General features: G+C 73.9%; 25 protein-coding genes. 21 read left to right on the top strand and 4 right to left on the bottom strand.

Going from position 1 to position 24,530, the window contains the following annotated elements:
• Window positions 1–164 precede the first annotated feature (164 nt).
• The gene (locus CNX65_RS33210; protein WP_096498117.1) at window positions 165–1,160 is read left to right on the top strand and encodes a lysophospholipid acyltransferase family protein; all 996 of its coding nucleotides are present in this window, start codon (window positions 165–167) and stop codon (window positions 1,158–1,160) included.
• Window positions 1,161–1,270: 110 nt separating this feature from the next.
• Here the strand turns inward: CNX65_RS33210 and CNX65_RS33205 are convergent, their stop codons facing one another.
• The 3 genes from CNX65_RS33205 to CNX65_RS33195 all read right to left on the bottom strand — a co-directional run bounded on the left by CNX65_RS33205 (window position 1,271) and on the right by CNX65_RS33195 (window position 4,191).
• Window positions 1,271–2,155, bottom strand: coding sequence for an HAD family hydrolase (locus tag CNX65_RS33205; RefSeq protein ID WP_096497234.1), 885 nt, complete (start codon window positions 2,153–2,155; stop codon window positions 1,271–1,273).
• A 40-nt stretch (window positions 2,156–2,195) separates the two neighbouring features.
• On the bottom strand, window positions 2,196–3,434 hold the full coding sequence (locus CNX65_RS33200) for a DUF5667 domain-containing protein (RefSeq protein ID WP_096497233.1): 1,239 nt from the start codon (window positions 3,432–3,434) through the stop codon (window positions 2,196–2,198).
• A 103-nt stretch (window positions 3,435–3,537) separates the two neighbouring features.
• Window positions 3,538–4,191: a sigma-70 family RNA polymerase sigma factor gene (locus CNX65_RS33195; protein WP_096497232.1), complete on the bottom strand. Its 654-nt coding sequence runs from the start codon at window positions 4,189–4,191 to the stop codon at window positions 3,538–3,540.
• A gap of 192 nt (window positions 4,192–4,383) precedes the next feature.
• Between CNX65_RS33195 and CNX65_RS33190 the strand changes: the two genes are divergently transcribed.
• The 20 genes from CNX65_RS33190 to CNX65_RS33095 all read left to right on the top strand — a co-directional run bounded on the left by CNX65_RS33190 (window position 4,384) and on the right by CNX65_RS33095 (window position 23,008).
• Entirely contained in the window at window positions 4,384–5,895 is a 1,512-nt protein-coding gene (locus CNX65_RS33190; RefSeq protein WP_096497231.1) for an AMP-binding protein, read from the top strand.
• A 16-nt stretch (window positions 5,896–5,911) separates the two neighbouring features.
• Entirely contained in the window at window positions 5,912–6,148 is a 237-nt protein-coding gene (locus CNX65_RS33185) for a glutaredoxin family protein (protein ID WP_015805409.1), read from the top strand.
• 75 nt (window positions 6,149–6,223) lie between these two features.
• On the top strand, window positions 6,224–7,975 hold the full coding sequence (locus CNX65_RS33180) for a molybdopterin-dependent oxidoreductase (RefSeq protein WP_096498116.1): 1,752 nt from the start codon (window positions 6,224–6,226) through the stop codon (window positions 7,973–7,975).
• An 82-nt stretch (window positions 7,976–8,057) separates the two neighbouring features.
• Window positions 8,058–8,708, top strand: coding sequence for a fasciclin domain-containing protein (locus CNX65_RS33175; protein ID WP_096497230.1), 651 nt, complete (start codon window positions 8,058–8,060; stop codon window positions 8,706–8,708).
• 252 nt (window positions 8,709–8,960) lie between these two features.
• Complete coding sequence (locus tag CNX65_RS33170) at window positions 8,961–9,731, top strand: redox-sensing transcriptional repressor Rex (protein ID WP_015805406.1); 771 nt, start codon at window positions 8,961–8,963, stop codon at window positions 9,729–9,731.
• Between the two features lie 46 nt (window positions 9,732–9,777).
• Window positions 9,778–11,094 (top strand): glutamyl-tRNA reductase, encoded by a 1,317-nt coding sequence (locus tag CNX65_RS33165; RefSeq protein ID WP_096497229.1) that lies wholly within the window; start codon window positions 9,778–9,780, stop codon window positions 11,092–11,094.
• Window positions 11,091–12,032: a hydroxymethylbilane synthase gene (gene hemC, locus CNX65_RS33160; RefSeq protein WP_096497228.1), complete on the top strand. Its 942-nt coding sequence runs from the start codon at window positions 11,091–11,093 to the stop codon at window positions 12,030–12,032. The genes CNX65_RS33165 and hemC overlap by 4 nt, the downstream gene beginning before the upstream one ends.
• A 14-nt stretch (window positions 12,033–12,046) precedes the next feature.
• Entirely contained in the window at window positions 12,047–13,579 is a 1,533-nt protein-coding gene (locus CNX65_RS33155; protein WP_015805403.1) for a bifunctional uroporphyrinogen-III C-methyltransferase/uroporphyrinogen-III synthase, read from the top strand.
• Window positions 13,580–14,011: 432 nt separating this feature from the next.
• Window positions 14,012–14,986, top strand: a complete 975-nt coding sequence (gene hemB / locus CNX65_RS33150) for a porphobilinogen synthase (protein WP_096497227.1) — start codon at window positions 14,012–14,014, stop codon at window positions 14,984–14,986.
• The gene (locus CNX65_RS33145; protein ID WP_096497226.1) at window positions 14,986–15,552 is read left to right on the top strand and encodes a hypothetical protein; all 567 of its coding nucleotides are present in this window, start codon (window positions 14,986–14,988) and stop codon (window positions 15,550–15,552) included. Before hemB ends, CNX65_RS33145 begins: the two co-directional genes overlap by 1 nt.
• Before the next feature lie 54 nt (window positions 15,553–15,606).
• Window positions 15,607–16,293 carry a DUF2076 domain-containing protein gene (locus CNX65_RS37595; RefSeq protein WP_177154554.1) on the top strand — a complete coding sequence of 229 codons (687 nt, stop codon included), beginning with the start codon at window positions 15,607–15,609 and terminating at the stop codon, window positions 16,291–16,293.
• A 98-nt stretch (window positions 16,294–16,391) separates the two neighbouring features.
• Window positions 16,392–16,994 (top strand): hypothetical protein, encoded by a 603-nt coding sequence (locus CNX65_RS33135; protein ID WP_096497225.1) that lies wholly within the window; start codon window positions 16,392–16,394, stop codon window positions 16,992–16,994.
• Between the two features lie 71 nt (window positions 16,995–17,065).
• Window positions 17,066–17,581, top strand: a complete 516-nt coding sequence (locus CNX65_RS33130; RefSeq protein WP_096497224.1) for a hypothetical protein — start codon at window positions 17,066–17,068, stop codon at window positions 17,579–17,581.
• A 148-nt stretch (window positions 17,582–17,729) separates the two neighbouring features.
• Window positions 17,730–18,488: a hypothetical protein gene (locus CNX65_RS33125; protein ID WP_096497223.1), complete on the top strand. Its 759-nt coding sequence runs from the start codon at window positions 17,730–17,732 to the stop codon at window positions 18,486–18,488.
• Window positions 18,489–18,490: 2 nt separating this feature from the next.
• Window positions 18,491–18,934, top strand: coding sequence for a DUF3093 family protein (locus CNX65_RS33120; RefSeq protein WP_096497222.1), 444 nt, complete (start codon window positions 18,491–18,493; stop codon window positions 18,932–18,934).
• A gap of 13 nt (window positions 18,935–18,947) precedes the next feature.
• The gene (locus tag CNX65_RS33115; protein ID WP_157767943.1) at window positions 18,948–19,385 is read left to right on the top strand and encodes a hypothetical protein; all 438 of its coding nucleotides are present in this window, start codon (window positions 18,948–18,950) and stop codon (window positions 19,383–19,385) included.
• Window positions 19,386–19,490: 105 nt separating this feature from the next.
• Window positions 19,491–20,786: a glutamate-1-semialdehyde 2,1-aminomutase gene (gene hemL, locus CNX65_RS33110; protein ID WP_096497220.1), complete on the top strand. Its 1,296-nt coding sequence runs from the start codon at window positions 19,491–19,493 to the stop codon at window positions 20,784–20,786.
• Window positions 20,787–20,806: 20 nt separating this feature from the next.
• Window positions 20,807–21,412 carry a histidine phosphatase family protein gene (locus CNX65_RS33105; RefSeq protein ID WP_096498115.1) on the top strand — a complete coding sequence of 202 codons (606 nt, stop codon included), beginning with the start codon at window positions 20,807–20,809 and terminating at the stop codon, window positions 21,410–21,412.
• Window positions 21,409–21,996: a TlpA disulfide reductase family protein gene (locus tag CNX65_RS33100; RefSeq protein ID WP_096497219.1), complete on the top strand. Its 588-nt coding sequence runs from the start codon at window positions 21,409–21,411 to the stop codon at window positions 21,994–21,996. The genes CNX65_RS33105 and CNX65_RS33100 overlap by 4 nt, the downstream gene beginning before the upstream one ends.
• Window positions 21,997–22,066: 70 nt before the next feature.
• Window positions 22,067–23,008 (top strand): NADP-dependent oxidoreductase, encoded by a 942-nt coding sequence (locus tag CNX65_RS33095; RefSeq protein WP_177154553.1) that lies wholly within the window; start codon window positions 22,067–22,069, stop codon window positions 23,006–23,008.
• 388 nt (window positions 23,009–23,396) lie between these two features.
• Here CNX65_RS33095 and CNX65_RS33090 read toward each other — a convergent pair whose 3' ends face one another.
• Window positions 23,397–24,446, bottom strand: coding sequence for a M64 family metallopeptidase (locus CNX65_RS33090; protein ID WP_096497217.1), 1,050 nt, complete (start codon window positions 24,444–24,446; stop codon window positions 23,397–23,399).
• Between the last annotated feature and the right edge of the window lie 84 nt (window positions 24,447–24,530).

Here is a 24,530-nt window from a genome sequence, read left to right as displayed (position 1 = left end):
AGGATCGAGCGGGTCGGGTGCGGGCGGAGCGGTTCGGTGCGGGTGGGGACGGCGCGGGTTCGGACGGCGTCGGCGGGGACGACGCACGTGCGGGCGGTGCCAGCGTCAACGGTGCCGCCGCGGGCGGTGCCGGCGCGGACGGTGGCGAGCGGAGGAGGAACCGGGTGGCCGAGGCACGGGTGATCCCCCTGCGCGGCGGTGGTCGCGCCTCCCGCGAGCGGGGGGAGCGGCGGCCGGAGGAGGCGTTCGACGGCGCCGCGCGCGAGCTGGCCGCCGACGCCGAGCGGGTGACGGCGCGCGAGTCGGCCCCCGAGCCCGCCGACTGGGAGAAGCGGCTGGCCGAGCTGCTGGCGTTCGCGCGCAGGCGGGTGCAGGGCGAGTACGAGGTGGACGAGTTCGGCTTCGACCCGGACCTCACCGACAACCTGCTCCTGCCGGTGTTCCGGCCGCTGTACGAGAAGTGGTTCCGGGTCGAGACCAGCGGCGTGCACAACATCCCCGCCGAGGGCGGCGCGCTGATCGTCGCGAACCACTCGGGCACCATGCCGCTCGACGCGATGATGACCGCCTACGCGGTGCGCGCGGAGCACCCGGCGGGCCGCTACCTGCGGATGCTCGGCGCCGACCTGGTGTTCAAGACGCCGGTGCTGGGCGCGGTGGCGCGCAAGTCCGGCCAGACCCTGGCCTGCCACCCGGACGCGGAGCGCCTGCTGAGGTCCGACGAGGTCGTCGGGGTGTGGCCGGAGGGCTTCAAGGGCATCGGCAAGCCCTACCGCGACCGCTACAAGCTGCAGCGGTTCGGCCGGGGCGGGTTCGTGTCGGCGGCGCTGCGCACCGGGGTGCCGATCATCCCCTGCTCGATCGTGGGCGCCGAGGAGATCTACCCGAAGATCGGCGACCTGAAGCCGCTGGCCAGGCTGTTCGGCTTCCCCTACTTCCCGGTGACCCCGTTCTTCCCGTGGCTGGGCCCCCTGGGCGTCGTGCCGCTGCCGACGAAGTGGCACATCGAGTTCGGCGAGCCGATCAGCACCGCCGAGCACGGCCCGTCGGCGGCGGACGACCCGATGCTGGTGTTCAACCTGACCGACCAGGTGCGGGAGACCATCCAGCAGACGCTGTACCGGCTGCTGGCGCAGCGGCGGAACATCTTCCTGGGCTGAAGCGGCGCGCCGGGCCTCCCCCTCGGGAAGACCCGGCGCGCCGCCGCCTCACCGCCGCCGCCTCACCGCCGCAGGCTCACCGCCGCAGGCTCACCGCCGCCGCCGCCAGCTCACCACCGCCCGCGCCGCCAGGCCACACCCGCCGCGACCAGCCCGGCCACCGCGCCCAGCCCCAGCACCGACGGCACCCCGATCCGGGCCGCCTTGCGGGCCGTGCGGAAGTCCCGCGTCTCCCAGCCGCGCTTGCGCGCCGTCTCGCGCAGGCCCGAGTCCGGGTTCACCGCGACCGCCGTGCCGACCACCGACAGCATCGGCACGTCGTTCACCGAGTCCGAGTACGCCGTGCACCTGCGCAGGTCCAGGCCCTCCTGCGCGGCCAGCGCGCGCACCGCGTGCGCCTTCGCCTTGCCGTGCAGCAGGTCGCCCACGAGCCTGCCCGTGTAGATCCCGTCCACGTTCTCGCCGACCGTGCCCAGCGCCCCGGTCAGCCCGAGCCGCCTGGCGATGATCGTCGCCAGCTCGACCGGCGTCGCCGTCACGAGCCACACGCGCTGACCGGCGTCCAGGTGCATCTGCGCGAGCGCCTGCGTGCCCGCCCAGATCTTGTCCGCCATCAGCTCGTCGAAGATCTCCTCGCCGAGGCTGATGATCTCCGCCACGCTGCGCCCCGCCACGAACGACAAGGCCTGCTCGCGCGACTCCTTCACGCTCTGCGGGTTCTCCCGGCCGCCGACCCGGAACTTCAGCTGCTGCCAGGCGAAGCCCACCAGGTCCGAGTTCTTGAAGTACTTCCTGGCCGCGAGCCCGCGCGCGAAGTGGAAGATCGACGCGCCCATCATCATCGTGTTGTCCACGTCGAAGAAGGCGGCTGCCGTCAGGTCCGACGCCGCCTGACCCGGTGCGTCGGCGAGTGCAGCCGCCGCCGACGCCTCGCCCGCCAGTTCGGCGAGCCTCTCGCGCTCGGCCGAGCCCTGCACCACACGCTTCGACACCACTCCAGCGCCTCCCAGGGGTTCGATGCGACAAGAGTAGCGATCAGCCGGTGGGGAGGATGCCGGACAGCCCCGGCAGCTCCAGCGGCAGCGGCAGTTGCAGCGACGGCAGCGGGAGGGTGGGCAGCAGGTCCGTGAGCTGCGGCAGCGGCAGCTGCACGCCGGGCTGGTCGGTCTGCGGCTGGCCCGCCTTCGGGGTGGTGGTCGCCACGGGCGGCTGACCTGCCCCGGTGGTGGGCGCCCCGGTCGTGCGCGGCGCGCCGGTCGTGCCGGTGCCTGCCTGGCCGGTGCCGGGGACGGGCGCGGAGGACGTGGTGGACGGGGTCGCCGACGTCGAGCCCGGCTCCTGGCCGACCGGCTCGCACCCCTGCTCCGCGGGCAGCGGGCCGAGGTCGTCGGACGTGCCCGAGGTCACCACCGCGCAGTCGGCGCGCGCCAGCAGGCCGACCACGCGCACCCCGATCCGGCCGAGCAGCTCCATCGACCCGCCCGCGCGCGCGTTCGCGTCGGAGGGCAGCTCGTGGCGCACCGAGTCCAGCCTGTGCGACTGGGCGGCTGCCCACTCGTACAGCGAGCCGAGCGCGCCCCGGTCGGCGGTCGTGCCGTGCGCGACCAGCGCCCGCGCGCCCGCCGAGGCGTCCGCGTCGAAGTCGGAGAACGCGGTCAGGTAGCCGGCGACCGGCCCGCCGCCGGTGTCGCGGCCCCGCCCGGCCAGCGTCTCCACCTCGGACAGCCGGGACGCGGCGAACTCCAGCCGCTTGAACCCCTTGCCGTCCTCGGCGAACGTGAGCCCGAGCTGGGCCTCCTCGGTGGTCCGCTTGACCCCGTACAGCGCGTCGCCGGGCAGCGCGTCCCGGCTCAGCAGGACCGACATCCCGGCCAGCGACAGCAGCAGGCACAGCGCCGCCGCCGACGCGACCAGGAACCGCCCGCGCGCGCCGCCGCGTCTTCGCCGCTCCCCGAGGTCGGTGACGCCACCGCCCGGACCGGGACCCGCGCCGACGCGCGGCTCGCCGTCCACCGGGTCCTCGCCCGCGACCGGCTCCAGGATCGCCGGGTCGGCGATCGAGGCGGCCATCCCGTCCAGCACCCGCGCGCGCATCCGCGCCCTGGCGTCCGCGTCCGGGCCGCCCTGCTCGGCCGCCCGCCGGAGCACCTCGACGACGGCCAGCTCACGCGCGAAGTCCGGGTCCGCCCCGCCCTCCGGCAGCGCCTCGACAGCGCGGGCGAACTCCTCGTCGTCCCCGTGACGCCCCAGCGGCGTGATTCCTCTACCCACCATCCCGCACCGTCCGACCAGCGTGCCTGCACCGAAGTAACGAACCGGGATGTTCCGGGGTTACGCGTGTTCCGGGGTCACGCGCGACCGGGCGGTCCGGCGCCGCTCACCGCAACCACTGTGGCAGCAGTTGGGCCAACCGGCGCACCGCGCGGTGCTGCAGGGCCTTGACGGCACCCTCGTTGCGCCCCATCCTCGCCGCGGTCTCGGCCACGGACAAGCCCTGGATGAAGCGCAGGGTAATGCACTCGCGCTGGTCATCGCCCAGTTGGCGGACGCAGCGGAGCAGCTCCTCGCTCGTCGCCAGCGCCAGCACCTCCTGCTCCGGCCCGTCCGCCGCCTCGCGGTTGTCCGCCAGCTCGGCCGTGGTGACCTCCAGCCGGTACCGGCTGGACTTCACGTGGTCGAACACGATGTTCCTGGCGATCGTGACGAACCAGGCGCCCACGTCGCGGCCCTGGTAGCTGATCGACCCGATGCTCCGCAGCGCGCGCAGGAACGTCTCGCTGGTCACGTCCTCGGCCAGCGTCCGGTCCCCGATCCGGAACAGGACGTAGCGGTAGACCACGTCGACGTACCGGTCGTACAGGGCGCCGAACGCCTCCTTGTCGCCGCCCTGGGCCGCGCGCACCAGGGCCCACGGCTCGTCCGGCGCGTCGCCGTCCACGTCCTCGCCGGTGCCCGGCCGCCTGCCCCCGCCCCACAGGGAGCGGAGACCACGGCGGGGTCTCGCGCTGTTCTCGCGCGTCCTCGCGGTCATCGGCTCGCGGCACCTCCACGGAGTCGACGCTCCCGCAGCATACGTTTCCCCACCTCTGTATCAGGGATTCGGTGACAGTAGGGACCGGTGCGCGCGTTCCGCGAGCGGGGTCACCCGAGGGCACTACGTGCGCGGCCCCGACCGTGCCAGACTGCGACCAGGTCCCGCAGGGTCCCCGACGAGGAGGCTGCCTTGGTCGCTCCCGCCCGCAACGTCGCAGACCTGGTGCGCGAGTCGGCGCGCAGGGGACCGGGGCACCCGGCCGTGGTCGACGTCACCACCGCGCGGAGCCTGAGCTGGGGCGCGCTCGACGCGGCGGTGGACGCGGAGGCCCGAAGGCTCGTGGGCGCGGGGCTGCGGCCCGGCGACCGGGTCGCGGTGCGGCTGCCGACCGGTCCGGCGTTCTGCGCGGCGGTGTTCGGCGCGCTGCGCGCGGGCGGCGTCCTGGTGCTGCTGGGCGCCGGTCAGCCGCGCCACGAGCTGGACCGGCTGCTGGCCGACAGCGGCGCGCGGCTGCTGGTCGGCGACCCGGACGAGCCGGGCGCCGAGCCGGGCGGGCCGCCGGACCCGCGGGTCACCGTGCTGCCCGCGCCCCCGCTCGACGTCGAGCCGGGCTCGGCGCCGCCGGTCGACGCGGTCCGGGGCGGCGAGGACGTCGCCGTGATCGGCTACACCTCCGGCACCTCGGGCGTGCCGCGCGGCGCGATGCTGTCGCACCGGGCGCTGCTGGCCAACGTCGACCAGTGCGCCGAGCTGCGGCCCGCCCCGGTGACCGCCGGGGACCGGGTGCTGCTCGCGCTGCCGCTGTTCCACGTCTACGGGCTCGGGCCCGGTCTGCTCCAGGTCGCGGGCGCGGGGGCCACCGCCGTGCTGGTCGAGCGGTTCGACCCGGACGCCGCGCTCACCGCGATCCGCGAGCACCGGGTGACCGCGCTGGTCGGCGTGCCGCCGATGTACCGGGCGCTGCTGGCCCAACCTGTGGCGCGGCTGCGCGCGGACCTGGCGACCGTGCGGCTGTTCACCTCGGGCGCGGCCCCGCTGCCGCCCGAGGTGCTGACCGGGATGCGCGCCGCGACGGGCCTGGTCGTGCACGAGGGCTACGGCCTGACCGAGACCGGTCCCGTGCTGACGTCCTCGCTGGTCACGGGCACGGCGAAGCCGGGGTCGGTGGGCAGCCCGCTGCCCGGCGTCGAGCTGCGCCTGGTCGACAGCGACGGCTCCCCGCTCGACCTGGAGGAGGACGAGCCGGGCACCGGGCTGGTGTCGGTGCGCGGCGCGAACCTGTTCAGCGGCTACTGGCCGGACGGCGCGCACGGCCCGGCCGAGGACGGCTGGTTCCGCACCGGCGACGTCGGCTACCTGGACGCGGACGGCGACCTGCACCTGGTCGACCGGGCGGGCGACCTGATCATCGTCAACGGGTTCAACGTCTACCCGCACGAGGTGGAGGCCGTGCTGCGCGAGCTGCCCGGCGTGGTGGAGGCGGCGGCGGTGGGCGTGCCGGACGAGCGGACCGGCGAGGCGGTCAAGGCGGTGCTCGCGCTGGCGGACGGGGTCGAGCTGGACGAGGCGCGGGTGCGCGGGCACTGCGCGGACCGGCTGGCGAAGTTCAAGGTCCCGACCTCGGTGGAGTTCACCTCCGCGCTGCCGCACTCGCCGACCGGCAAGGTCGCGAGGGCCCTGCTCCGCCCGCCGCTGATCTGAGGGGGAGGATGGGGGCGTGAGCCACCACGTCACCCTCGTCACCCGCGTCGACTGCCACTCGTGCGAGCAGGCCAAGGCGGACCTGGAGCGGATCTGCGGCGAGCTGGGCGTGCCGTGGGACGCGGTCGACGTCGACTCGGACCGGGAGCTGCGCGCCGAGTACGGCGACCGGGTGCCGGTGATCCTCGTCGACGGCGAGGAGCACGGGTACTGGGAGGTCGAGGAGGACCGCCTGCGCGCCGCGCTGGCCTGACCGCGCTGGCCTGACCGGGGGAGAGTCCGCGCGCTGCCGCGCGAACCGGGCCGGGGCCGGTGTCGAATGTCCGGCATGACTCGCTGGAAGGCCGCACTGCTCGGGCTGCTCTCGGTGACGGCCGCGCTGGCCGCGGGGCACCTGGCCGCCGGGTTCGTCGGGCTGTCCGCCTCGCCGTACCTCGCGGTCGGCAACACCGCGATCGACTTCACGCCGACACCGCTGAAGGACTTCGCCGTCCGCACGTTCGGCACCGCCGACAAGCCCGTGCTGCTGCTCGGCATGGCGGTGGTGATCGCCCTGCTCGCGGTGCTGGCGGGTCTGCTGTCCCGGCGCTCCCCGCTGCCCGGCACGGTGCTGGCGGGCGCGCTGGGCCTGATCGGGATCGCGGCCGTGCTGTACCGGCCGGACCTCGGCAGGCTGGCCGTCCTCGCCCCGCTGGCGAGCCTGGTGGCGGGCGTGGGGACGTTCCGCTGGTTGCACGGCCGGGTGAGCGCCCCGACGGCTCCTGGCGGCGCTCAGCCGCTCGACCGCGCCCCGGCCGCCACTCCCGGCAGCACCCCTGACAGCACCCCCGGCGCCGCCGACACCGCCCCGGACGGACGCGCCCGAACCGGTGACGTCCCGGCCGAGGACGACCTGATCGGTCCCGACCCGCGCGGGGGAGCCCCGACCGCCCCCGGAGCCCCCGGACCCGCAGCCCCCCGCCCCGCAGCCCCCGAACCCTCAGCCCCCGAACCCTCAGCCCCCGAACCCGCCGAGAAGCCCGTCGCCCCCGACCGCCGCGCCTTCCTCACCGTCGCGGGCGCGGCCGTCGTCGCCGGGGCCTCCGGCCAGCTCATCGGCAGCCGGACCGACGTCGAGGGCTCCCGCACCGCCGTCGGCAGCCTGGAGCCCGCCGTCCGCGCCCCCGCCATCCCGGACGGCGCCGACTTCGCCGCCGAGGGCACCCCGACCTTCCTCACCCCGAACGCCGACTTCTACCGCGTCGACACCGCCCTGACCGTGCCCAAGGTCCGCGCCGAGGACTGGTCGCTCAAGGTCCACGGCCTGGTCGACCGCGAGCTCACCCTCACCTACGAGGACCTGCGCAAGCGCGACCTGGTCGAGCAGACCACCACCCTCACCTGCGTCTCCAACGAGGTCGGCGGCCCCTACGCCTCCACCGCGACCTTCGTCGGCGTCCCGCTGCGCGACGTGCTGCTGGAGGCCGGCGTCCGCCCCGGAGCCGACCAGCTGTTCTCCACCAGCGCGGACGGCTGGACGGCGGGCACGCCGGTCGACGTCGTCATGGAGCCCGACCGGGGCGCCCTGATCGCGCTGGCCATGAACGGCGAGCCGCTGCCGGTCGAGCACGGCTTCCCCGCCCGCCTGGTCGTGCCCGGCCTCTACGGGTACATCTCGGCCACCAAGTGGGTCGTCGACCTGCTGCTCACCACGTTCGCCGAGCGCACCTGCTACTGGCGCGAGCGCGGCTGGGCGGCGCGCGGCCCGATCAAGCTCATGTCCCGGATCGACAGCCCCAAGGGCCTGTCCACGGTCACCGGGAAGGCCGTGGTGACCGGCGTCGCCTGGGCCCAGCCGGTGGGCGTCGGCAAGGTCGAGGTGCGCGCCGACGGCGGCCCGTGGCAGACCGCGCGGCTGGCCGCCGAGGTGAACGCCTCGACCTGGCGGATGTGGCGGGCCGAGCTGGACCTGCCGCCCGGCGGTCACACCGTCGAGGTGCGCGCCACCGACGTGGAGGGCCGGGTCCAGCCGCAGGAGCGGGTGCCCCCGATCCCCGACGGCGCGACCGGGTGGCACTCGATTTTCTTCACGGTCGGGTGAAAGAGCTGAACCTCAGAGCGATCTGAGTCGAACGAATCAGTGGAAACCACTGATGGTTGAACTCACTGAGGAGTGATCCGCCGTGCGGAACAGCAAGCTCGCCCTCGTCGGAACCGCGCTGGTCGCGTCCCTGGCCCTCACCGCCTGCGGAGGCAGCGGGGACACCGCGTCGACGAGCAGCGCGCCCGCAGCCTCGTCGTCCGCGCCGATGACCCAGATGAGCAGCGCGGACGGCGCCACGAAGACCACTGACGTGTTCGGGCCCGGCTGCGCCAGCGTCCCGCAGGACCCGTCCAACAAGGGCTCCCTGGAGGGCATGGTCACCGACCCGGTGGCGACCGCCGCCAGCAACAACCCGCTGCTCACCAAGCTGGTCACCGCCGTGAAGGCGGCCAACCTGGTCGACACGCTCAACGCGCAGACCGCGATCACCGTGTTCGCGCCCGCGGACCCGGCGTTCGAGGCGCTCGGCGAGGCCAAGTTCCAGGAGCTGGCGTCCAAGCCCGAGGAGCTGGCCAAGGTCCTGCAGTACCACGTGGTGGGCAAGCGCTACGACGCCAAGGGCCTGGAGGCCGCGGGCGCCGTGAAGGCGCTGACCGGCGAGGAGCTCAAGGTCACCGGCTCCGGCGAGTCGATGATGGTGAACGACGCGAAGGTCCTGTGCGGGAACATCCCGACCAAGAACGCCACCGTGTTCGTGATCGACACCGTGCTGACCCCGCCCGCGGCCTGACCGGGTAGTGGACGGGGGCGAGCCGCGGGGACCGGGGACGGGCCCGCGGCTCGCCGCCTTCCGGGCGCGCCCGCCCGCAGGCGCGGGCGGGCGCGATCCAGGTGTCCTCACCGCGTTAGCCGACTTCACCCGGTGTGACGGGGCGGTTCCGCCGACTTTGTGCGTGCGTTCACAAGCTGTACGGTGGTCGCATCACACCGCTGGTGGAGGTGCCCGGCGGCTCTTGGTGGCGGACGTCTGAGGAGTACCAGCGTGGCGGCTCAGCGGGGCGAGGGTGACGCGAGCGCGACCACCCCGAAGGCCCCTGCGGAGGCCGAGGTCCGGGAGCGGGCCCGCGCGATCCCCGAAGCGGCGGTCGCCCGGCTCGCGGTGTACCTGAGGGTGCTCTCCGGCATGGCCGACCAGGGCGTGACGACCATCTCCAGCGAGGAGCTCTCCGGCGCGGCCGGGGTCAACTCGGCGAAGCTCCGCAAGGACCTGTCCTACGTGGGCTCGTACGGCACGCGCGGCGTCGGCTACGACGTCGAGGTGCTCGTGAGCCACATCGAGCGCATCCTCGGCCTCACCCGCAAGCACAGCGTCGCGGTCGTGGGAATCGGTAATCTTGGTCACGCGCTGGCCAACTACGGCGGCTTCCCCAGCAGGGGCTTCCCGGTGGCCGCGCTGTTCGACATGGACCCCGACCTGACCGGCGTCCCGGTAGGGGGAATCCCGGTCAGCCACATCGACGACCTCGCCTCGGTCTGCGCCGAGCGGGAGGTGTCCATCGGGGTCATCGCGACCCCGCCCCAGGCCGCCCAGGCCGTCTGCGACCGTTTGGTATCCGCCGGAGTCCAGTGCATCCTGAACTTCGCACCCGTCGTCCTCCAGGTCCCGGACAACGTCGAGGTGCGCAAGGTCGACCTGGCGGTCGAGATGCAGATCCTGTCGTTCCACGTCGCGCGACGGGCTGACGAAGCCGCCGGGGAAGTGGTCAGCGGAGCCAGCGGAGTCGGTGTGGACGGGGTGGTGATTCGCCCGTGAGCGTGCGGGTAGTGAGCCGGACGGCTCCGTTGGACGTGGTCGCGGTATGAGCCTCCTCGTCGTGGGGCTGTCCCACCGGACCACACCGGTGCCCGTGCTGGAGCGCGCGGCCGTCGCCGACCTGCCCAAGGTCCTCGGCCAGCTGCTCGCCGCCCCCAGCGTCTCGGAGGCCGTGCTGCTCTCGACCTGCAACCGGGTCGAGGTGTACGCCGTCGTCGAGACCTTCCACGGTGGCATGAACGAGGTCGTCGAGGTGCTCGCCCGCCAGTCGGGCGTGGACACCGCCGAGCTGTTCGAGCACCTGTTCGTCCACTACGCGGGCGCCGCGGTGGACCACCTGTTCTCCGTGGCCGCGGGCCTGGACTCGATGGTCGTGGGCGAGGCCCAGATCCTCGGCCAGCTGCGCTCCGCGTACGCCGCCGCCGACGAGGCGGGCGTGGTCGGCCGCGCCCTGCACGAGCTCGTCCAGCAGGCGCTGCGCGTCGGCAAGCGGGTGCACAGCGACACCGGCATCGACCACGCGGGCGCGTCCGTGGTGTCCGAGGCGCTGGCCGACGCCGAGCAGGCGCTCGGCGGCCTGGCGGGCAAGCGGGCCCTGATCGTCGGCGCGGGCTCCATGGGCGGTCTCGCCGTGGCGCACCTGCGCCGCGCGGGCATCGGCTCGGTCGCCATCGCCAACCGCACCGCCGCCAACGGCGCCCGCCTCGCCGAGGCGCTGCGCGCCGAGGGCGTGCCCGCCGAGTCGGTGGGCCTGGACACCCTGTTCGACGAGGTCGCCGCCGCCGACGTGCTGTTCGCCTGCACCGGCTCGATGGACCTCACCGTGGGCGCCGAGGCCATCGGCGACCGCGCGCCCGACCGGCCGCTGGTCGTCTGCGACCTCGGCCTCCCCAAGGACGTCGACCCCGCCGCCGAGCTGCTGGCGAACGTGCGGGTGGTCGACCTGGAGACCCTGCAGCGCAGGCTGTCCGACGCCCCGACCGGGCAGGACGCCCAGCGCGCGGCGGAGATCGTCGCCGAGGAGGTCCGCGCCTACCTGGCCGGGCAGCGCTCGGCCGAGGTCACGCCCACCGTCACGGCCCTGCGCAAGCGCGCCGCCGAGGTGGTCGACTCCGAGCTGCTGCGGCTCGACTCCCGGCTGCCCGAGCTGGACGGCGCGGTGCGCGCCGAGCTGGCCAAGACGGTCCGCCGGGTGGTCGACAAGCTGCTCCACACGCCGACCGTGCGGGTCAAGCAGCTGGCCGCCGGGCCGGGCGGCGCGGGCTACGCCGAGGCGCTGCGCGAGCTGTTCGGCCTCGACCCGCAGGCGCCCGCCGCGGTCAGCACCCCCCAGTCCCCGCAACACAAAGGTGAGACGCGGTGAACCGCACCCTGAGGATCGGCACCCGAGGAAGCGCGCTGGCGCTCGCGCAGACCGGCATCATCGCCGACGCCCTGCGCGCCGCGGGCGCCCAGGTGGAGATCGTCACGGTCTCCACGCCCGGTGACCGCTCGCACGCGCCCATCGCGGAGATCGGCGTCGGGGTCTTCACCTCGGCGCTGCGCGACGCGCTCGCGCACGGCGAGGTCGACGTCGCCGTGCACTCGTACAAGGACCTGCCCACCGCCCCGGACACCCGGCTGTCGCTGGCCGCGATCCCGCCGCGCGAGGACCCGCGCGACGCGCTGGTCGCCCGCGACGGGCTGACCCTGGGCGAGCTGCCCCCCGGCTCCAAGGTCGGCACGGGCTCCCCGCGCCGCGCCACGCAGCTGGCGGCGCTCGGCCTCGGCCTGGAGATCCTGCCCATCCGGGGCAACATCGACAGCCGCATGGCCAGGGTCTTCGACGGCGAGCTGGACGCCGTCGTGCTCGCCCGCGCCGGGATCTCCCGGCTCGGCCGGGTCGAGAACATCACCGAGGTCCTCGACCCGATCCAGATGCTCCCCGCGCCCGCGCAGGGCGCACTGGCGATCGAGTGCCGGGTCGACGACGTCGACACCGAGCACTTGCTCCGCTCCACGCTCGACGATTCGGCCAGTCGGGCCGCTGTCACCGCCGAGCGCGCCATGCTGGCCGCGCTCGAAGCCGGGTGCAGCGCGCCGGTCGGCGCACTGGCCGATGTGGTGGAAGACCTCGACGACGAGGGAGCGGTGGTCCTCCGCATCTCCCTCCGCGGGGTCGTGGCGGCGGAGGACGGCGACCTCCTCCGCGCGTCGGCCACCGGTGACTTGACCGCAGCAGAGGAACTCGGCCGCGCGCTGGCCGCCGAGTTGCTCGACCTCTCCGGCCACGCCGCAGCGCGGTCGGCGGGGCGTAGTTGATGGGGAGTGCCCTGATGACCCGCGCGCGCAAGACCCCCGGCCGAGTCGCCTTCGTGGGCTCCGGCCCAGGTGACACCGGGCTCCTCACGGTCCGGGCCCGCGACCTGCTCGGCAAGGCCGAGCTGGTCGTGACGGACCCGGACGTGCCCGCCGAGGTGGTCGCCTTGGTCCCCGACGGCGTCGAGGTCCGGCCCGCGGTCGGCGAGCCCGCCGACGTGGCGAAGGACCTGGTGGCCGAGGCCAAGAACGGCGCGGCCGTGGTCCGGCTGGTCGCGGGCGACCCGCTGACCCTGGACTCCGTGGTGAAGGAGGCGCACGCCGTCTCCAAGACCACGATCGCCTTCGACGTGGTCCCCGGCGTGCCCGCGGGCACGGCCGTCCCCGCGTACGCGGGGGTCGCGCTGGGCGCGGTGCACACCGAGGCCGACGTGCGCGGCGCCGTGGACTGGGCCGGGCTCGCCTCGGCGACGGGCACGCTCGTGCTGCACGCGACCGGCGGCCACCTCGCCGAGGCGGCGTCCTCGCTGGTGGAGCACGGCCTGGCCCCGCAGACCCCGGTCGCGGTGACCGCCGACGGCACCGGCTTCAGCCAGCGCACCGTCGACACCACGCTGGCCTCGCTGGCCGCCGACGCGGGCGAGCTGTCCGGCCCGCTGGTGGTCACCGTCGGCAGCGCGGTCGCGAACCGGCCGAAGCTGTCCTGGTGGGAGTCGCGGGCGCTGTACGGCTGGCGCGTGCTGGTGCCCAGGACCAAGGAGCAGGCGGGCGCGATGAGCGACCGGCTGCACTCGCACGGCGCCATCCCCGTGGAGGTGCCGACGATCTCCGTCGAGCCGCCGCGCAGCCCGGCGCAGATGGAGCGCTCGGTCAAGGGCCTGGTCGACGGCCGCTACCAGTGGGTCGTGTTCACCTCGACCAACGCGGTGCGCGCGGTGTGGGAGAAGTTCCGCGAGTTCGGCCTGGACGCCCGCGCGTTCTCCGGCGTGAAGATCGCCTGCGTCGGCGAGGCCACGGCGGCGAAGGTGCGCGGCTTCGGGATCATCCCTGAGCTGGTGCCGTCCGGCGAGCAGTCCTCCGAGGGCCTGCTGGCCGACTTCCCGCCGTACGACGACATCCTGGACCCGGTCGACCGGGTGCTGCTGCCGCGCGCCGACATCGCCACCGAGACCCTCGCGGCCGGGCTGCGCGACCGGGGCTGGGAGATCGACGACGTGACGGCCTACCGCACCGTGCGGGCCGCCCCGCCGCCCGCCGACACCCGCGAGATGATCAAGTCCGGCGGGTTCGACGCGGTGTGCTTCACCTCGTCGTCCACGGTCCGGAACCTGGTCGGCATCGCGGGCAAGCCGCACGCCCGCACGCTGGTGGCCTGCATCGGCCCGCAGACGGCGGAGACGGCGCGCGAGTTCGGCCTGCGCGTGGACGTGCAGCCCGAGGACGCGAACGTCCCGGCGCTGGTGGACGCGCTGGCGCAGCACGCGGCGAGGCTGCGCGCCGAGGGCGCCCTGCCCCCGCCGCGCAAGACCAAGCGCCTGCGCAGGTCCTGAGCCTGCGTGATCTGAGCCTCGCGCGGCCCGTCCCGGAACTCCGGGGCGGGCCGCGCGCGTTGTGCCTGGTGCGCGGCGACCCGTTCGGCCCGCCGCCGGAGCGGGGGCGATCGGCGGCGCCGCACCCCCGGTGCGGCGGTGGTCGCGGGACGGGGACAGAATCGGTGCGACGACGCTCGGTGACGGGCGTCGCCCGGCCGCTCCTGCCCCGGAGCGCGCCGCCGAGCACGACCGCCGCTGGACGTGAGCCGGACCCCCGGTTCCCGCCGAGCGCGGGCCATCCCGGTGTCGTCACGCGTGGTGACCGATCCGGGGGTGGCCGCACGTCCGCGCCGGACCCCGGCGCGGGCGGTCCGCAAGACCGCCGTCCGGCGGCGTCCCGCGAGGCGGCGCACGGGCGGACACCGACAGCCGTCGAGGAGTGCACCGGAAGTGTTCCCGTCCCACCGCCCCCGCCGCCTGCGCACCACGCCCGCGATGCGCCGACTGGTCGCCGAGACCGAGGTCAGGCCGAGCCAGCTCGTGCTGCCCGCGTTCGTGAAGGAGGGCGCGCGGGAACCCGTCGAGATCCCCTCCATGCCGGGCGTCCTCCAGCACAGCCGCGACTCGCTGCGCAAGGCCGCCGTGGAGGCGGTGGAGGCGGGCGTCGGCGGGATCATGCTGTTCGGCGTGCCCGCCGAGCGCGACGCCGTCGGCTCCGGCGCGACCGACCCGGACGGCATCCTCAACGTCGCCCTGGCCGACCTGCGCTCCGAGCTGGGCGACGCCACCGTGCTGATGTCGGACTGCTGCCTGGACGAGTTCACCGACCACGGGCACTGCGGCGTGCTCGCCGCCGACGGGACCGTCGACAACGACGCGACCCTGGAGGTCTACGGCGAGATGGCCGTGGCCCAGGCCCGCGCGGGCGCCCACCTGGTGGGGCCCAGCGGCATGATGGACGGCCAGGTCGGGTTCATCCGCACCGCGCTGGACGAGGCCGGGTTCACCGACACCGGCATCCTCGCCTACACCGTCAAGTACTCGTCGGCGCTGTACGGGCCGTTCCGGGACGCGGTGGAGTCGCAGCTCAAGGGCGACCGCAAGACCTACCAGCAGGACCCGGCGAACGTCCGCGAGTCGCTGCGCGAGCTGGCCCTGGACCTCGCCGAGGGCGCCGACGTGGTCATGGTCAAGCCCGCCCTGCCCTACCTGGACGTGCTGCGGCAGGTCGCCGACGCCAGCGACGTGCCGGTGGCGGCGTACCAGATCTCCGGCGAGTACGCGATGGTCGAGGCCGCCGCCGCGAACGGCTGGATCGAGCGCGAGCGCACCGCGCTGGAGCTGCTGACCTCGATCCGGCGCGCGGGCGCCGACATCGTGCTCACCTACTGGGCGGCCGAGGCCGCGACCTGGTTGGACCGCTGATGAGCGAGGGGTGGTTCGGCGCGCCCAAGAAGGACGCGGAGAAGCCGAAGAGGCCGGAGCCGCCGAGGATGGTGGTGCTGGCGCAGCGCCTGTGGTTCGGGGTCGCGGCGCTGGGCCTGGTCGGGCTCGTGGTGCGGTTGATGGACCGGACTGCGATCACCGCGCAGGTCAGGGCCGAGTACCCGGACTGGCACCAGTCGATGATCGACGACGGGGTGACCGCGACGATCGGCGGCGCGCTGATGGTGCAGCTGCTGATGACGGCGGTGTACGTGCTGCTGGCGGTGCGGTTCGCAGGCGGGCAGAACTGGGCGCGGATCGTGCTGACCGTGTTCGCCGGTTTCGGGATCGCCTCGAACGGCATCTCGCTGCTGGCGGTCGGCACGGGCCTGGCCGAGGTGCTGAAGGTCGCCGCGCCGCCGGTGTCCGACCTGGTCGTGGGCGGGGTGCTGCTGCTGGTCTACCCGGTGTCGCTGGTGCTGATGTACCACCCGACGACCAAGGGCTACTTCCTGCCGCGACCGCCCGTGATCGGCCAGCGACGCACGGTAGCTAACGGGTTGTAGTCGTCCGGTTGTCCCGAGTCACGCCCGGCTTGTCCGTTCTCTACCGTTCCGGGCATGACCACCCCCGATCCGCACGGCTCGCAGGGCCAGCCGCCGCAGGGGTACCCGCAGGGCGGGTACCCCCAGGCCGGGGCTCCGCAGGGCTACCCGCAGGCGGGCCAGCCCCAGGGCCACCTCCAGCCCGGCTACCCGCAGCCCGGCTACCCGCAGGCCGGCTACCCGCAGGCCGGCTACCCCTCGTTCCCGGCGGCAGGCCCGATGGCCGAGGGCGAGCCGACGCCCCGCCCGAAGTCCGTCGACCTGTCCTTCCTGCTCTGGCTGGTCAGCGCGGGCCTGTCCGTGCTGTCGCTCATCGTCAGCAGCCTCAACATCGAGGCGACGGTCGCCGAGTCCGCCGCCCGGCTCACCGAGGCCGGTCTGCCCATCGACCCGGCCGAGATCGACACCAGCGTCAGCTTCGGCAGCATCGCGTTCACGCTGGCGATCACCGCGGTCTGGGTGGCGGTCGCGTTCGCCATGCGGGGCGGCGCGAACTGGGCGCGCATCGTGCTGACCGTCCTCGGCGCGCTGTCGCTGGTGTTCGGCGCGCTGGTCAGCCTGTTCTCGCTGCCCGTGCTGTTCGCCATCGGGGCGCTCGGCGTCGTGGAGGCGCTGCTCAGCATCGCCAGCATCCCGGTGATGCTCGCCGCCATCGTCTACATGTTCACCGGCGGCGCGAGCCGCTACTTCGCGACCAGGTGACGACGTGCAGCCGAACGATGACGCAGGGTAGCTAACGGATTGTAGTTACTCACTCGTTCGGCTCACGTGTACCTCACACGGTCTCTACCGTCCCGGCCATGACCACGCCTAACCCGTACGATCCGTCCCAGCAGCAGCCCCAGCAGGGCTACCCCCAGCCGGGGTACCCGCAGCAGGCGTACCCGCAGGCCGGCTACCCGAGCTCCGCCCCGGACCCGGCCTCCCTGCACCAGGTCGCCCGCCCGAAGAACGTCGACCTGTCCTTCATGCTCTGGATAGCCACGGCGGCCGTCTCGGTGATCGGGCAGATCCTCAGCCTGCTGACCTACGAGGCCCAGGCCAAGGAACTGGCCATCCAGATGGGCGCGCCCGCGGGCGCCGACCTGGACGCGATCATCGAGTCCTCCAGCCCCGGCTACGGCGGCTTCATCTTCCAGCTGATCATCGTCGCGGCCTGGGTCGCGGTCGCGTTCGCGATGCGGGGCGGCGCGAACTGGGCCCGCATCGTCCTCGCCGTCCTCGGCGGCCTCGGCGTGGTCATGCTGCTCATCGGCGGCATCGCCATCCTCGGCCTGCTGTTCGCCATCGGCGGCCTCGGCGTCCTGCAGGGCCTGTTCGTGCTGGTCAACCTCGTGCTGATGATCGGCGCGATCATCACCATGTTCACCGGCGGCGCGAGCCGCTACTTCGCGAGCAACTGACGCGCGCGGGTCGCGGGCCGCGTCCACCGGGAGTGGACAGCGGCCCGTGCCCGTAATTACCGTTTTGGTCCGTGACCCCGCCGCAGGAGCCCGACCACCACGCCCACCCGTCCGCGCCCCCGTTCGGCGGCGTCGAGCCGCAGGGAGCGCCCGCGTCCCGCGTGGAGCGACCGCGCGAGGTCACCGTCGCCTTCTGGGTGTGGGTGTCCGGGGCCGTGTTGTTCTCGCTGTTCGCGCTGATCTCGTTCACCCAGCTCGACGCGGCCACCGACCTGCTGGTCGAGGGCCAGCAGTACCCGGACATCCCCAGGGAGCAGCTCGTCCCGCTGGTCACCACGGTCCTGATCGTCACGCTCGTGCTGACCGTGGTGTTCGCCGTGCTGGCCGTGCTGTTCGCGCACCACGCGCGCCTGGGCAAGCCGTGGGCCCGCGTCGCGCTGACCGTGCTCGCCTGCCTCGCGCTGGCGTACCTGGTGTTCAGCGCGAACGTCGTCACCCTGCTGCTCGCGATCATCCCGGCGGTGGGCGTCGGCGCGCTGTACACCCCCAAGGCCAAGGCCTACTTCGAGGCGGGCCGCTACCGTTAGTCCTTCACCCGCATCCGTCCTCACGTTCGGGATCGCCTGATGCGGTGACACAACCGGCGAAGGCCGGCCCAGTGCGACGGGCCGCCACCACCGGTCGGCCGGGTGCGGGGGGCGTCCGGCAGGAGAAGCCGCCAGGGGAGAAGGACGCATGAGCGAGCCGTCGTGGGGCGACCAGGGGCAGCAGGGCCAGGGGGGCGCGGGCCGGTTCGGCGCGACCGACCGGCAGGACGCCGACCAGTTCGGCTCGGGCCAGTACGACGCCGGGCAGCAGAACGCAGGCCAGTACAGCGTCAGCGCGTACGACCCCACCCGGTACGACCCCGGCCTGGGGGCGCAGGCCCACCCGCAGGCCCACTACGGGGCGCCGAACCCGCACCAGCCGGGGTACCCCCGACCGGGCTACCACCAGCCCGCGCACCCGCAGCCGTGGCAGCCGGGCCACCCCCTGCCGCCGCAGCCGGGTCTCCCGCTGCCGCCGCAGATGACGCCGGTGCAGAACGTCCTCGTCGGCCCCGGTCAACGCCCCCTCGTCGTGGTGATCTCGTTCGCCCTCTGGGTGGCCGCCTCGCTGTCCTGGCCGCTGGGCACGCTCGCCCTCGTCCTCCACCACGGGGGCGACCTCGGTGGCGGCGGGTCGGTCATGTCGCTGTTCTTCTCCTCCTGCGTCGCGATCGGCGGCGTGGCCTGCGCGGTCCGCCTGCTGCGCGGTGGCGCGGGCGCCCGGCTCGGCCTCGCGTTCGGCGGGGTGGTGATCGGCCTGTTCGCCCTGCTCCTGGAGGTGGGCGGCGACGGCGGTGACGCGCTCGACCTCGTCGTCGTCGTGCTGCGCCTCGTCCTCCCGCTGCTCGCGGCCGTGCTGAGCTTCCTGCCGCCCGCCAAGCACCACTTCGCGGCGGGGGTGCGCTGACGGTGGAGCAGCCCACCCTCTACTCGGAGCGCGGCGCGACCTGGTGGCCGCTCGCGTGGGGGCCCGCGTTCGCGCTGATCGGGTTCGCCGTCGAGGCGCTGACCGGCGGTGCGCGCCCGCTGTTCTGGCTGGTCGTGGCCGTCGTGCTGCTGCTACCCACCGCCGTGTGGGTGCAGGGCCGCAGGCGGGTGCTCGGGGTGCGGCTGACGCCGGTCGCGCTGCACCAGGGCCGCGAGGAGCTGCCGGTGCGCGACATCACCGAGGTCAGGGGCGTCGAGCCCAGGGCGGGGGCGCGCGTGCTAGGCGGCGGCTGGACCCTGCCGCGCGGCACCGAGCCGGTGCCGGTGCGGCTGTCGGACGGCACCGTCGCGCTCGGCTGGGCCAGGGACCGGGCCGCCCTCACCGAGGCCCTCGACCGTCTGCTGCGCGCGCCCGGCCGGTCGTGAGAGGCTGCTGGTCGTGACGACCGCTGTGACGGCAGGCGCGCCCGCCGAGGCCCCCGGACCCGCGCTGCACCAGCCGAGGCGGGCGCTGACCGCGGCGGCCGAGGTGCTGGGCGCGGTGCTGCTGCTGGTGGCGGCCTCCTGGACCTGGGACCGCGGCATCCGCCACTACAGCTACGACGCGGGCCCCGACCTGCCCCAGCTGGAGTCCACGCGGTACTTCGGCAACTGGATCGGCGCCGCGATCGTGCTCGGCGTGCTGGCCGGCCTGCTGGTGCTGGACGCGGTGCGGCAGGTGGTGCTGGCCGTGCGCACCAGCGGCGAGGACGGCGTCGAGCACGCCGAAGCCCACCCGGACCACGACCACACCGACCCCGACCACCACCCCGCCCCCGATCACGACGGCGAGGCCCGACCGTTCCCCGCCGACCGGGACCACCGCACCCGAGCGTGACGCTGGTCCCAGCGGAGCCACCCGCACCCGGTCGACCTCGACGTTCCCACCCCGAGCGGCGGACCGCCCCCACCCGCCCCCGCCACCTCGTGTGAGACTGGGACCGTGACAGCCCAACGATCCCAGGCCCTGTTCGACCGCGCGTCAACGGTGATCCCCGGAGGCGTCAACTCCCCGGTCAGGGCCTTCCACTCGGTCGGAGGCACGCCCCGGTTCATGGTGCGCGGCGAGGGCCCGCACCTGTGGGACGCCGACGGCAACCGGTACGTCGACCTGGTCTCGTCCTGGGGACCGATGATCCTCGGCCACGCCCACCCCGAGGTGGTCGACGCGGTCCGCGCGGCTGCCGTGCACGGCCTGTCGTTCGGCACCCCCACCGAGGGCGAGATCGAGCTGGCCGAGGAGATCATCGGCCGCGTCCTGCCCGTCGAGCAGGTGCGGCTGGTCAACTCCGGCACCGAGGCGACCATGAGCGCCATCCGGCTGGCCAGGGGCTTCACCGGTCGCCGCAAGGTCGTCAAGTTCGCGGGCTGCTACCACGGCCACGTCGACGCGCTGCTCGCCCAGGCGGGTTCCGGCGTCGCGACCCTGGGCCTGCCGACCTCGCCGGGCGTCACCGGCGCGCAGGCCGCCGACACGCTCGTGCTGCCCTACAACGACGTCGCCGCGCTGGAGGCCGCGTTCGCCGAGAACGACGGCGAGATCGCGTGCGTCATCACCGAGGCCGCCGCGGGCAACATGGGCGCGGTCGCCCCGCGCGACGGGTTCAACGCCAAGCTGCGCGAGCTGTGCCACGCCAATGGCGCGCTGCTGGTCGTCGACGAGGTCATGACCGGTTTCCGGGTGTCCCGCTCCGGCTGGTTCGGGATCGACGCGGTGCCCGGCGACCTCTACACCTTCGGCAAGGTCATGTCCGGCGGCCTGCCCGCCGCCGCGTTCGGCGGTCGCGCCGACGTGATGGCCAAGCTCGCCCCCGCGGGCCCCGTCTACCAGGCGGGCACGCTCTCCGGGAACCCCGTCGCGGTCGCCGCGGGCCTGGCCACGCTGCGCGCCGCCACCGACGACGTCTACCGCGCCCTCGACGCCAACGCCACCCGCCTCGGCGCGCTGTTCACCTCCGCGCTCACCGAGGCGGGCGTGCCGCACCGGGTGCAGTTCGCGGGCAACCTGGTCAGCGTCTTCTTCACCGAGGACGAGGTCGTCGACTACGCGGGCGCCCAGGCCGCGCAGACCTGGCGCTTCCCCCCGTTCTTCCACGCCCTGCTGGAGCGCGGCGTGTACGCCCCGCCGAGCGCCTTCGAGGCGTGGTTCGTCAACGCCGCCATGACCGACGCCGACTTCGACCAGATCGCCGAGGCGCTGCCGCACGCGGCCCGCGCCGCCAGGGAGGCCCAGCAGTGAGCCGGACCGTCGTCCACGTCATGCGGCACGGTGAGGTGCACAACCCCACCGGCATCCTGTACGGCCGCCTGCCGGGCTTCAAGCTGTCCGACAAGGGCGAGCGGCAGGCCCTCACGGTCGCCGAGCACCTCGCGGACCACGACGTCGCGCACGTCGTCGCCTCCCCGCTGGAGCGCGCCCAGCAGACCGCGACCCCCATCGCCGACTCGCACCGCCTGGACCTGGCCACCGACCCGAGGCTGATCGAGGCGGGCAACAAGTTCGAGGGCCTCAAGGTCGCGGTCGGCGACGGCGCGCTGAGGCAGCCGCAGCACTGGCCGAAGCTGGTCAACCCGTTCCTGCCGTCCTGGGGCGAGCCGTACCTGCACATCGCGCACCGGATGCTCGCGGGCGTGCAGCGGGCGCGGGCCATCGCCGAGGGCCACGAGGCCGTGATCGTGTCGCACCAGCTGCCGATCTGGACCCTGCGCCGCTTCCTGGAGGGCAAGCGCATGTGGCACGACCCGCGCAGGCGGGAGTGCTCCCTGGCCTCGCTCACCAGCCTGGTGTTCCAGGGCGAGGAGCTGATCAGGATCGTCTACAGCGAGCCCGCGGGCAGCACCGACCCCAGGGTGACCGGGGCGTGAGCAGGCGAACGTGGCGGAGGCTGGCGCCCGCGCTGCTCGCGCTGGCGCTGGCCTCCGGGTGCGCGACCGGTGACGACGCGGTGGCGGTGGGCGGCGAGTTCCAGTTCGTCGCACCCGGCGGTCAGGTCCGCATCCGCTACGACGGCGACGACCGCAAGCCGATCAGCGGCCTGAGCGGCCCGTCCCTCATGGAGGACGGCAAGACCATCTCCCTGGACGACTACGCGGGCAAGGTGGTCGTGGTCAACGTCTGGGGCGCCTGGTGCCCGCCGTGCCGGACCGAGGCCCCCGAGATGCAGAAGGTCCAGGACGAGGCGGGCCCCAAGGGCGTCCAGGTCCTCGGTCTGGACGTCCGCGAGACCTCGATCAACGCGGGCCGCGACTTCAAGTCCAACCGCGGCCTGACCTACCCGTCGATCTACGACGACTCGGGCCGCACCCTCCTGGCCTTCAAGGGCTACCCCCCGAACGCCGTCCCGTCCACGATCGTCCTGGACAAGCAGCACCGCGTGGCGGCCGTCTTCCTGGAGAGCCTGATCGCCAGCGACCTCCTGCCCCTGGTCGAGGAGCTGGCCGCCGAGTAGCGCTTCGCCACACCGAAGCGGTCCGACCAGACATGGGATGGTCGGATCGCTTCCCGTGGTTGTGCCGTTGATGAGAGCCATCGGCGTGCACCGCTTCGGCGGCCCGGAAGAACTCCGCCTGCTCGACCTCCCCGAACCGCAGGCGGGCCCCGGCGAAGTCCGAATCCGCGTCCACGCGGCAGCGGTCAACCCCACCGACGTCCTCCTCCGCACCGGCGGCCACGCCGTCCGAATGCCGAACGCGACCCCGCCATTCGTGCCCGGCATGGACGCGGCGGGCGTGGTCGACCAGGTGGGCCCCGGTGTGGACCGCCTGGTGGTCGGCCAACCGGTGGTCGCACTCGTCCTGTTCACCACCCCGCGCGGCGGCGCGTACGCGGACCACGTCGTCATCCCCGAGGCGTCCGTGGTCCCCGCACCGGAGGGCGTCGACCTCCACGCGGCCTCCACCCTGCTGATGAACGCCCTGACGGCCCGCGTCGCGCTGGACGAGCTGAACCTGCCACGGGGGGCGACCGTCGCGGTGACCGGAGCGGCCGGGGCCGTCGGCGGCTACGCGGTCGAACTGGCGAAGGCGGACGGCCTGCTGGTGGTCGCCGACGCCGCCGAGCGGGACGCCGAACTGGTGCGGTCCTTCGGCGCAGACCACGTGGTCCCGCGCGGCACTGGTGTCGCCGAGCACGTCCGGGCCCTGCTCCCCGACGGCGTCCCCGGCCTGGTGGACGGCTCCGCCCAAACCGCCGAACTGCTGCCCGCGCTGGCCGACGGCGGAACCCTGATCGAACTGCGCGGCTGGGCAGGCCCAGCCGAACGCGGCATCCAAGTCCGCCCGGTGATGGTCCCGGACCGCATGACCGACACCAAGACCCTGACCGAGCTGAGCCAAGCCGCAGGCAAAGGCCACCTGACCCTCCGCGTCGCCGAGGTCCTCCCCGCAGAACGCGCCGCAGAAGCCCACCGCCTCCTGGAGGCAGGCGCCCTACGAGGCCGCTTGGTCCTCGACTTCACCTGACCGCTTCGCAGGCTGACCACCTCACGGGTTGACCGCTTCGCGGGCTGCACTGCCCCCTTCACCGCCTCGCGGGCTGCGGGGCGAGCGCAGCGAGCCCACGCAGCCCCATTCCCGCGTCCCTCTTCTCCGTTTGGCCTGGCGAAGCCCGAGCGCAGGTGTCAAGACGCCGCCGCACCGCCGCGGCAGACCGGGGTGCCCAACGGCGTCTTGACGCCTGTGCTTGCCTGAAAGGAGGCCAAACGGAGAAGAGGGACCCCGCCCACCGCAGTGGTAAACGGGACCACCACACCAACGGTCACCGGCCGGCAGAGCCCGTGTCCCCTCTTTTTTGGAGGTCTGCCCCGCCGGCGAGGCGAGCCCTTAGCTCTTGACTTTCAGCCCTCGCCCCTCAGCCCCTCAGCCTCTCGCCCTCGGCCCCCACCCGCTCACTCCCAGGCCACCGGTCACCCAACCGCGTCACCGCAGGCCCAGCCACCCGCTCAGCCCCCAACTCCGGAATCCGAGCCTCGAACGCCTCAGCCATCACGTCCAACCCGACCAGGTTGAACTCCTGCCCCAACGTCCGCATGATCGAGTTCTCAGTCGGCCGGTACACCCCGTACCGGTAATACCGGGCCCCCTCGTAAACCCCGACCACCCCACCATCCGGGGACTCCTTCCCCAGGTACGAGCCCCACTTCCCCCCGCTCGCGTCCCCGGTCACGTTCGGCTCCCACGGCTCAGTCCCCGCGTACCGCTCGTACGGGTACTCGTACTCATCCGCCAACCCGCCGATCGAGTGCCCCAGCTCGTGCACCGCGATCTGCCCGGCCGACTCGTTCCCACCCGCCGCCGTGGCCACCCCACCACCCGCGCCGCCGTACTTCGACGTGTTCCCCAGCGCGATCACCTGGTCCGCCTGAGGCGCCAGCGCCGCGTACCGCCGCGCCGCCCCCTCGTCCACGCACAACAACCGCTCCGTCGCCAGATCCCGCCCCTGGCACCAGAACCCCATGTCCATCGCCGTGTCCTTCGCCGTCCCCAGCGAGGGATCGTTGTCCACCCCCGACTCCGGGGAGATCACGTCGACCCGCCAGACGTTGAAGTACTGCTTGTACGTCTTGAACGGCTCGACCGCAGACAACTCCTCCCACTTCGACTCGGCGTCACGCCGGTAGGCGGGCAGATCCCCCTCCGCGTACCCGTCCCCCACGAACACCAGGTCGAACCGATCCCCCGGAGCCCCGGTCTCCTGGATCGCCACGACCTCCGCAGCGACCTCCGCGGGCGCGGATCTCTTCTGCAAATCCCCCGGAACCGGGACCGGGACCTGGGTGATCGTCCCGTCGGGGGAGAAGGCCTCCACCCACTCCACGTCCGGCGCCGCCGAGGAGATCGGCGCGGACAGGAGCGAGGCAGCGGCGACCAGCACGGGCAGGGTGAGCCGGTGTGCACGCATGTGATCAAGCTATGGACGCCGCCGATCACCCACAAGGGGAGCCCCACCCCTGAGTGTGACCCAGGTCGCGGCTAGGGGTGTCCG

The organism is Actinosynnema pretiosum (assembly GCF_002354875.1).
Lineage (GTDB): Bacteria > Actinomycetota > Actinomycetes > Mycobacteriales > Pseudonocardiaceae > Actinosynnema > Actinosynnema auranticum.
This window is presented reverse-complemented; position numbering and strand designations above follow the sequence as displayed.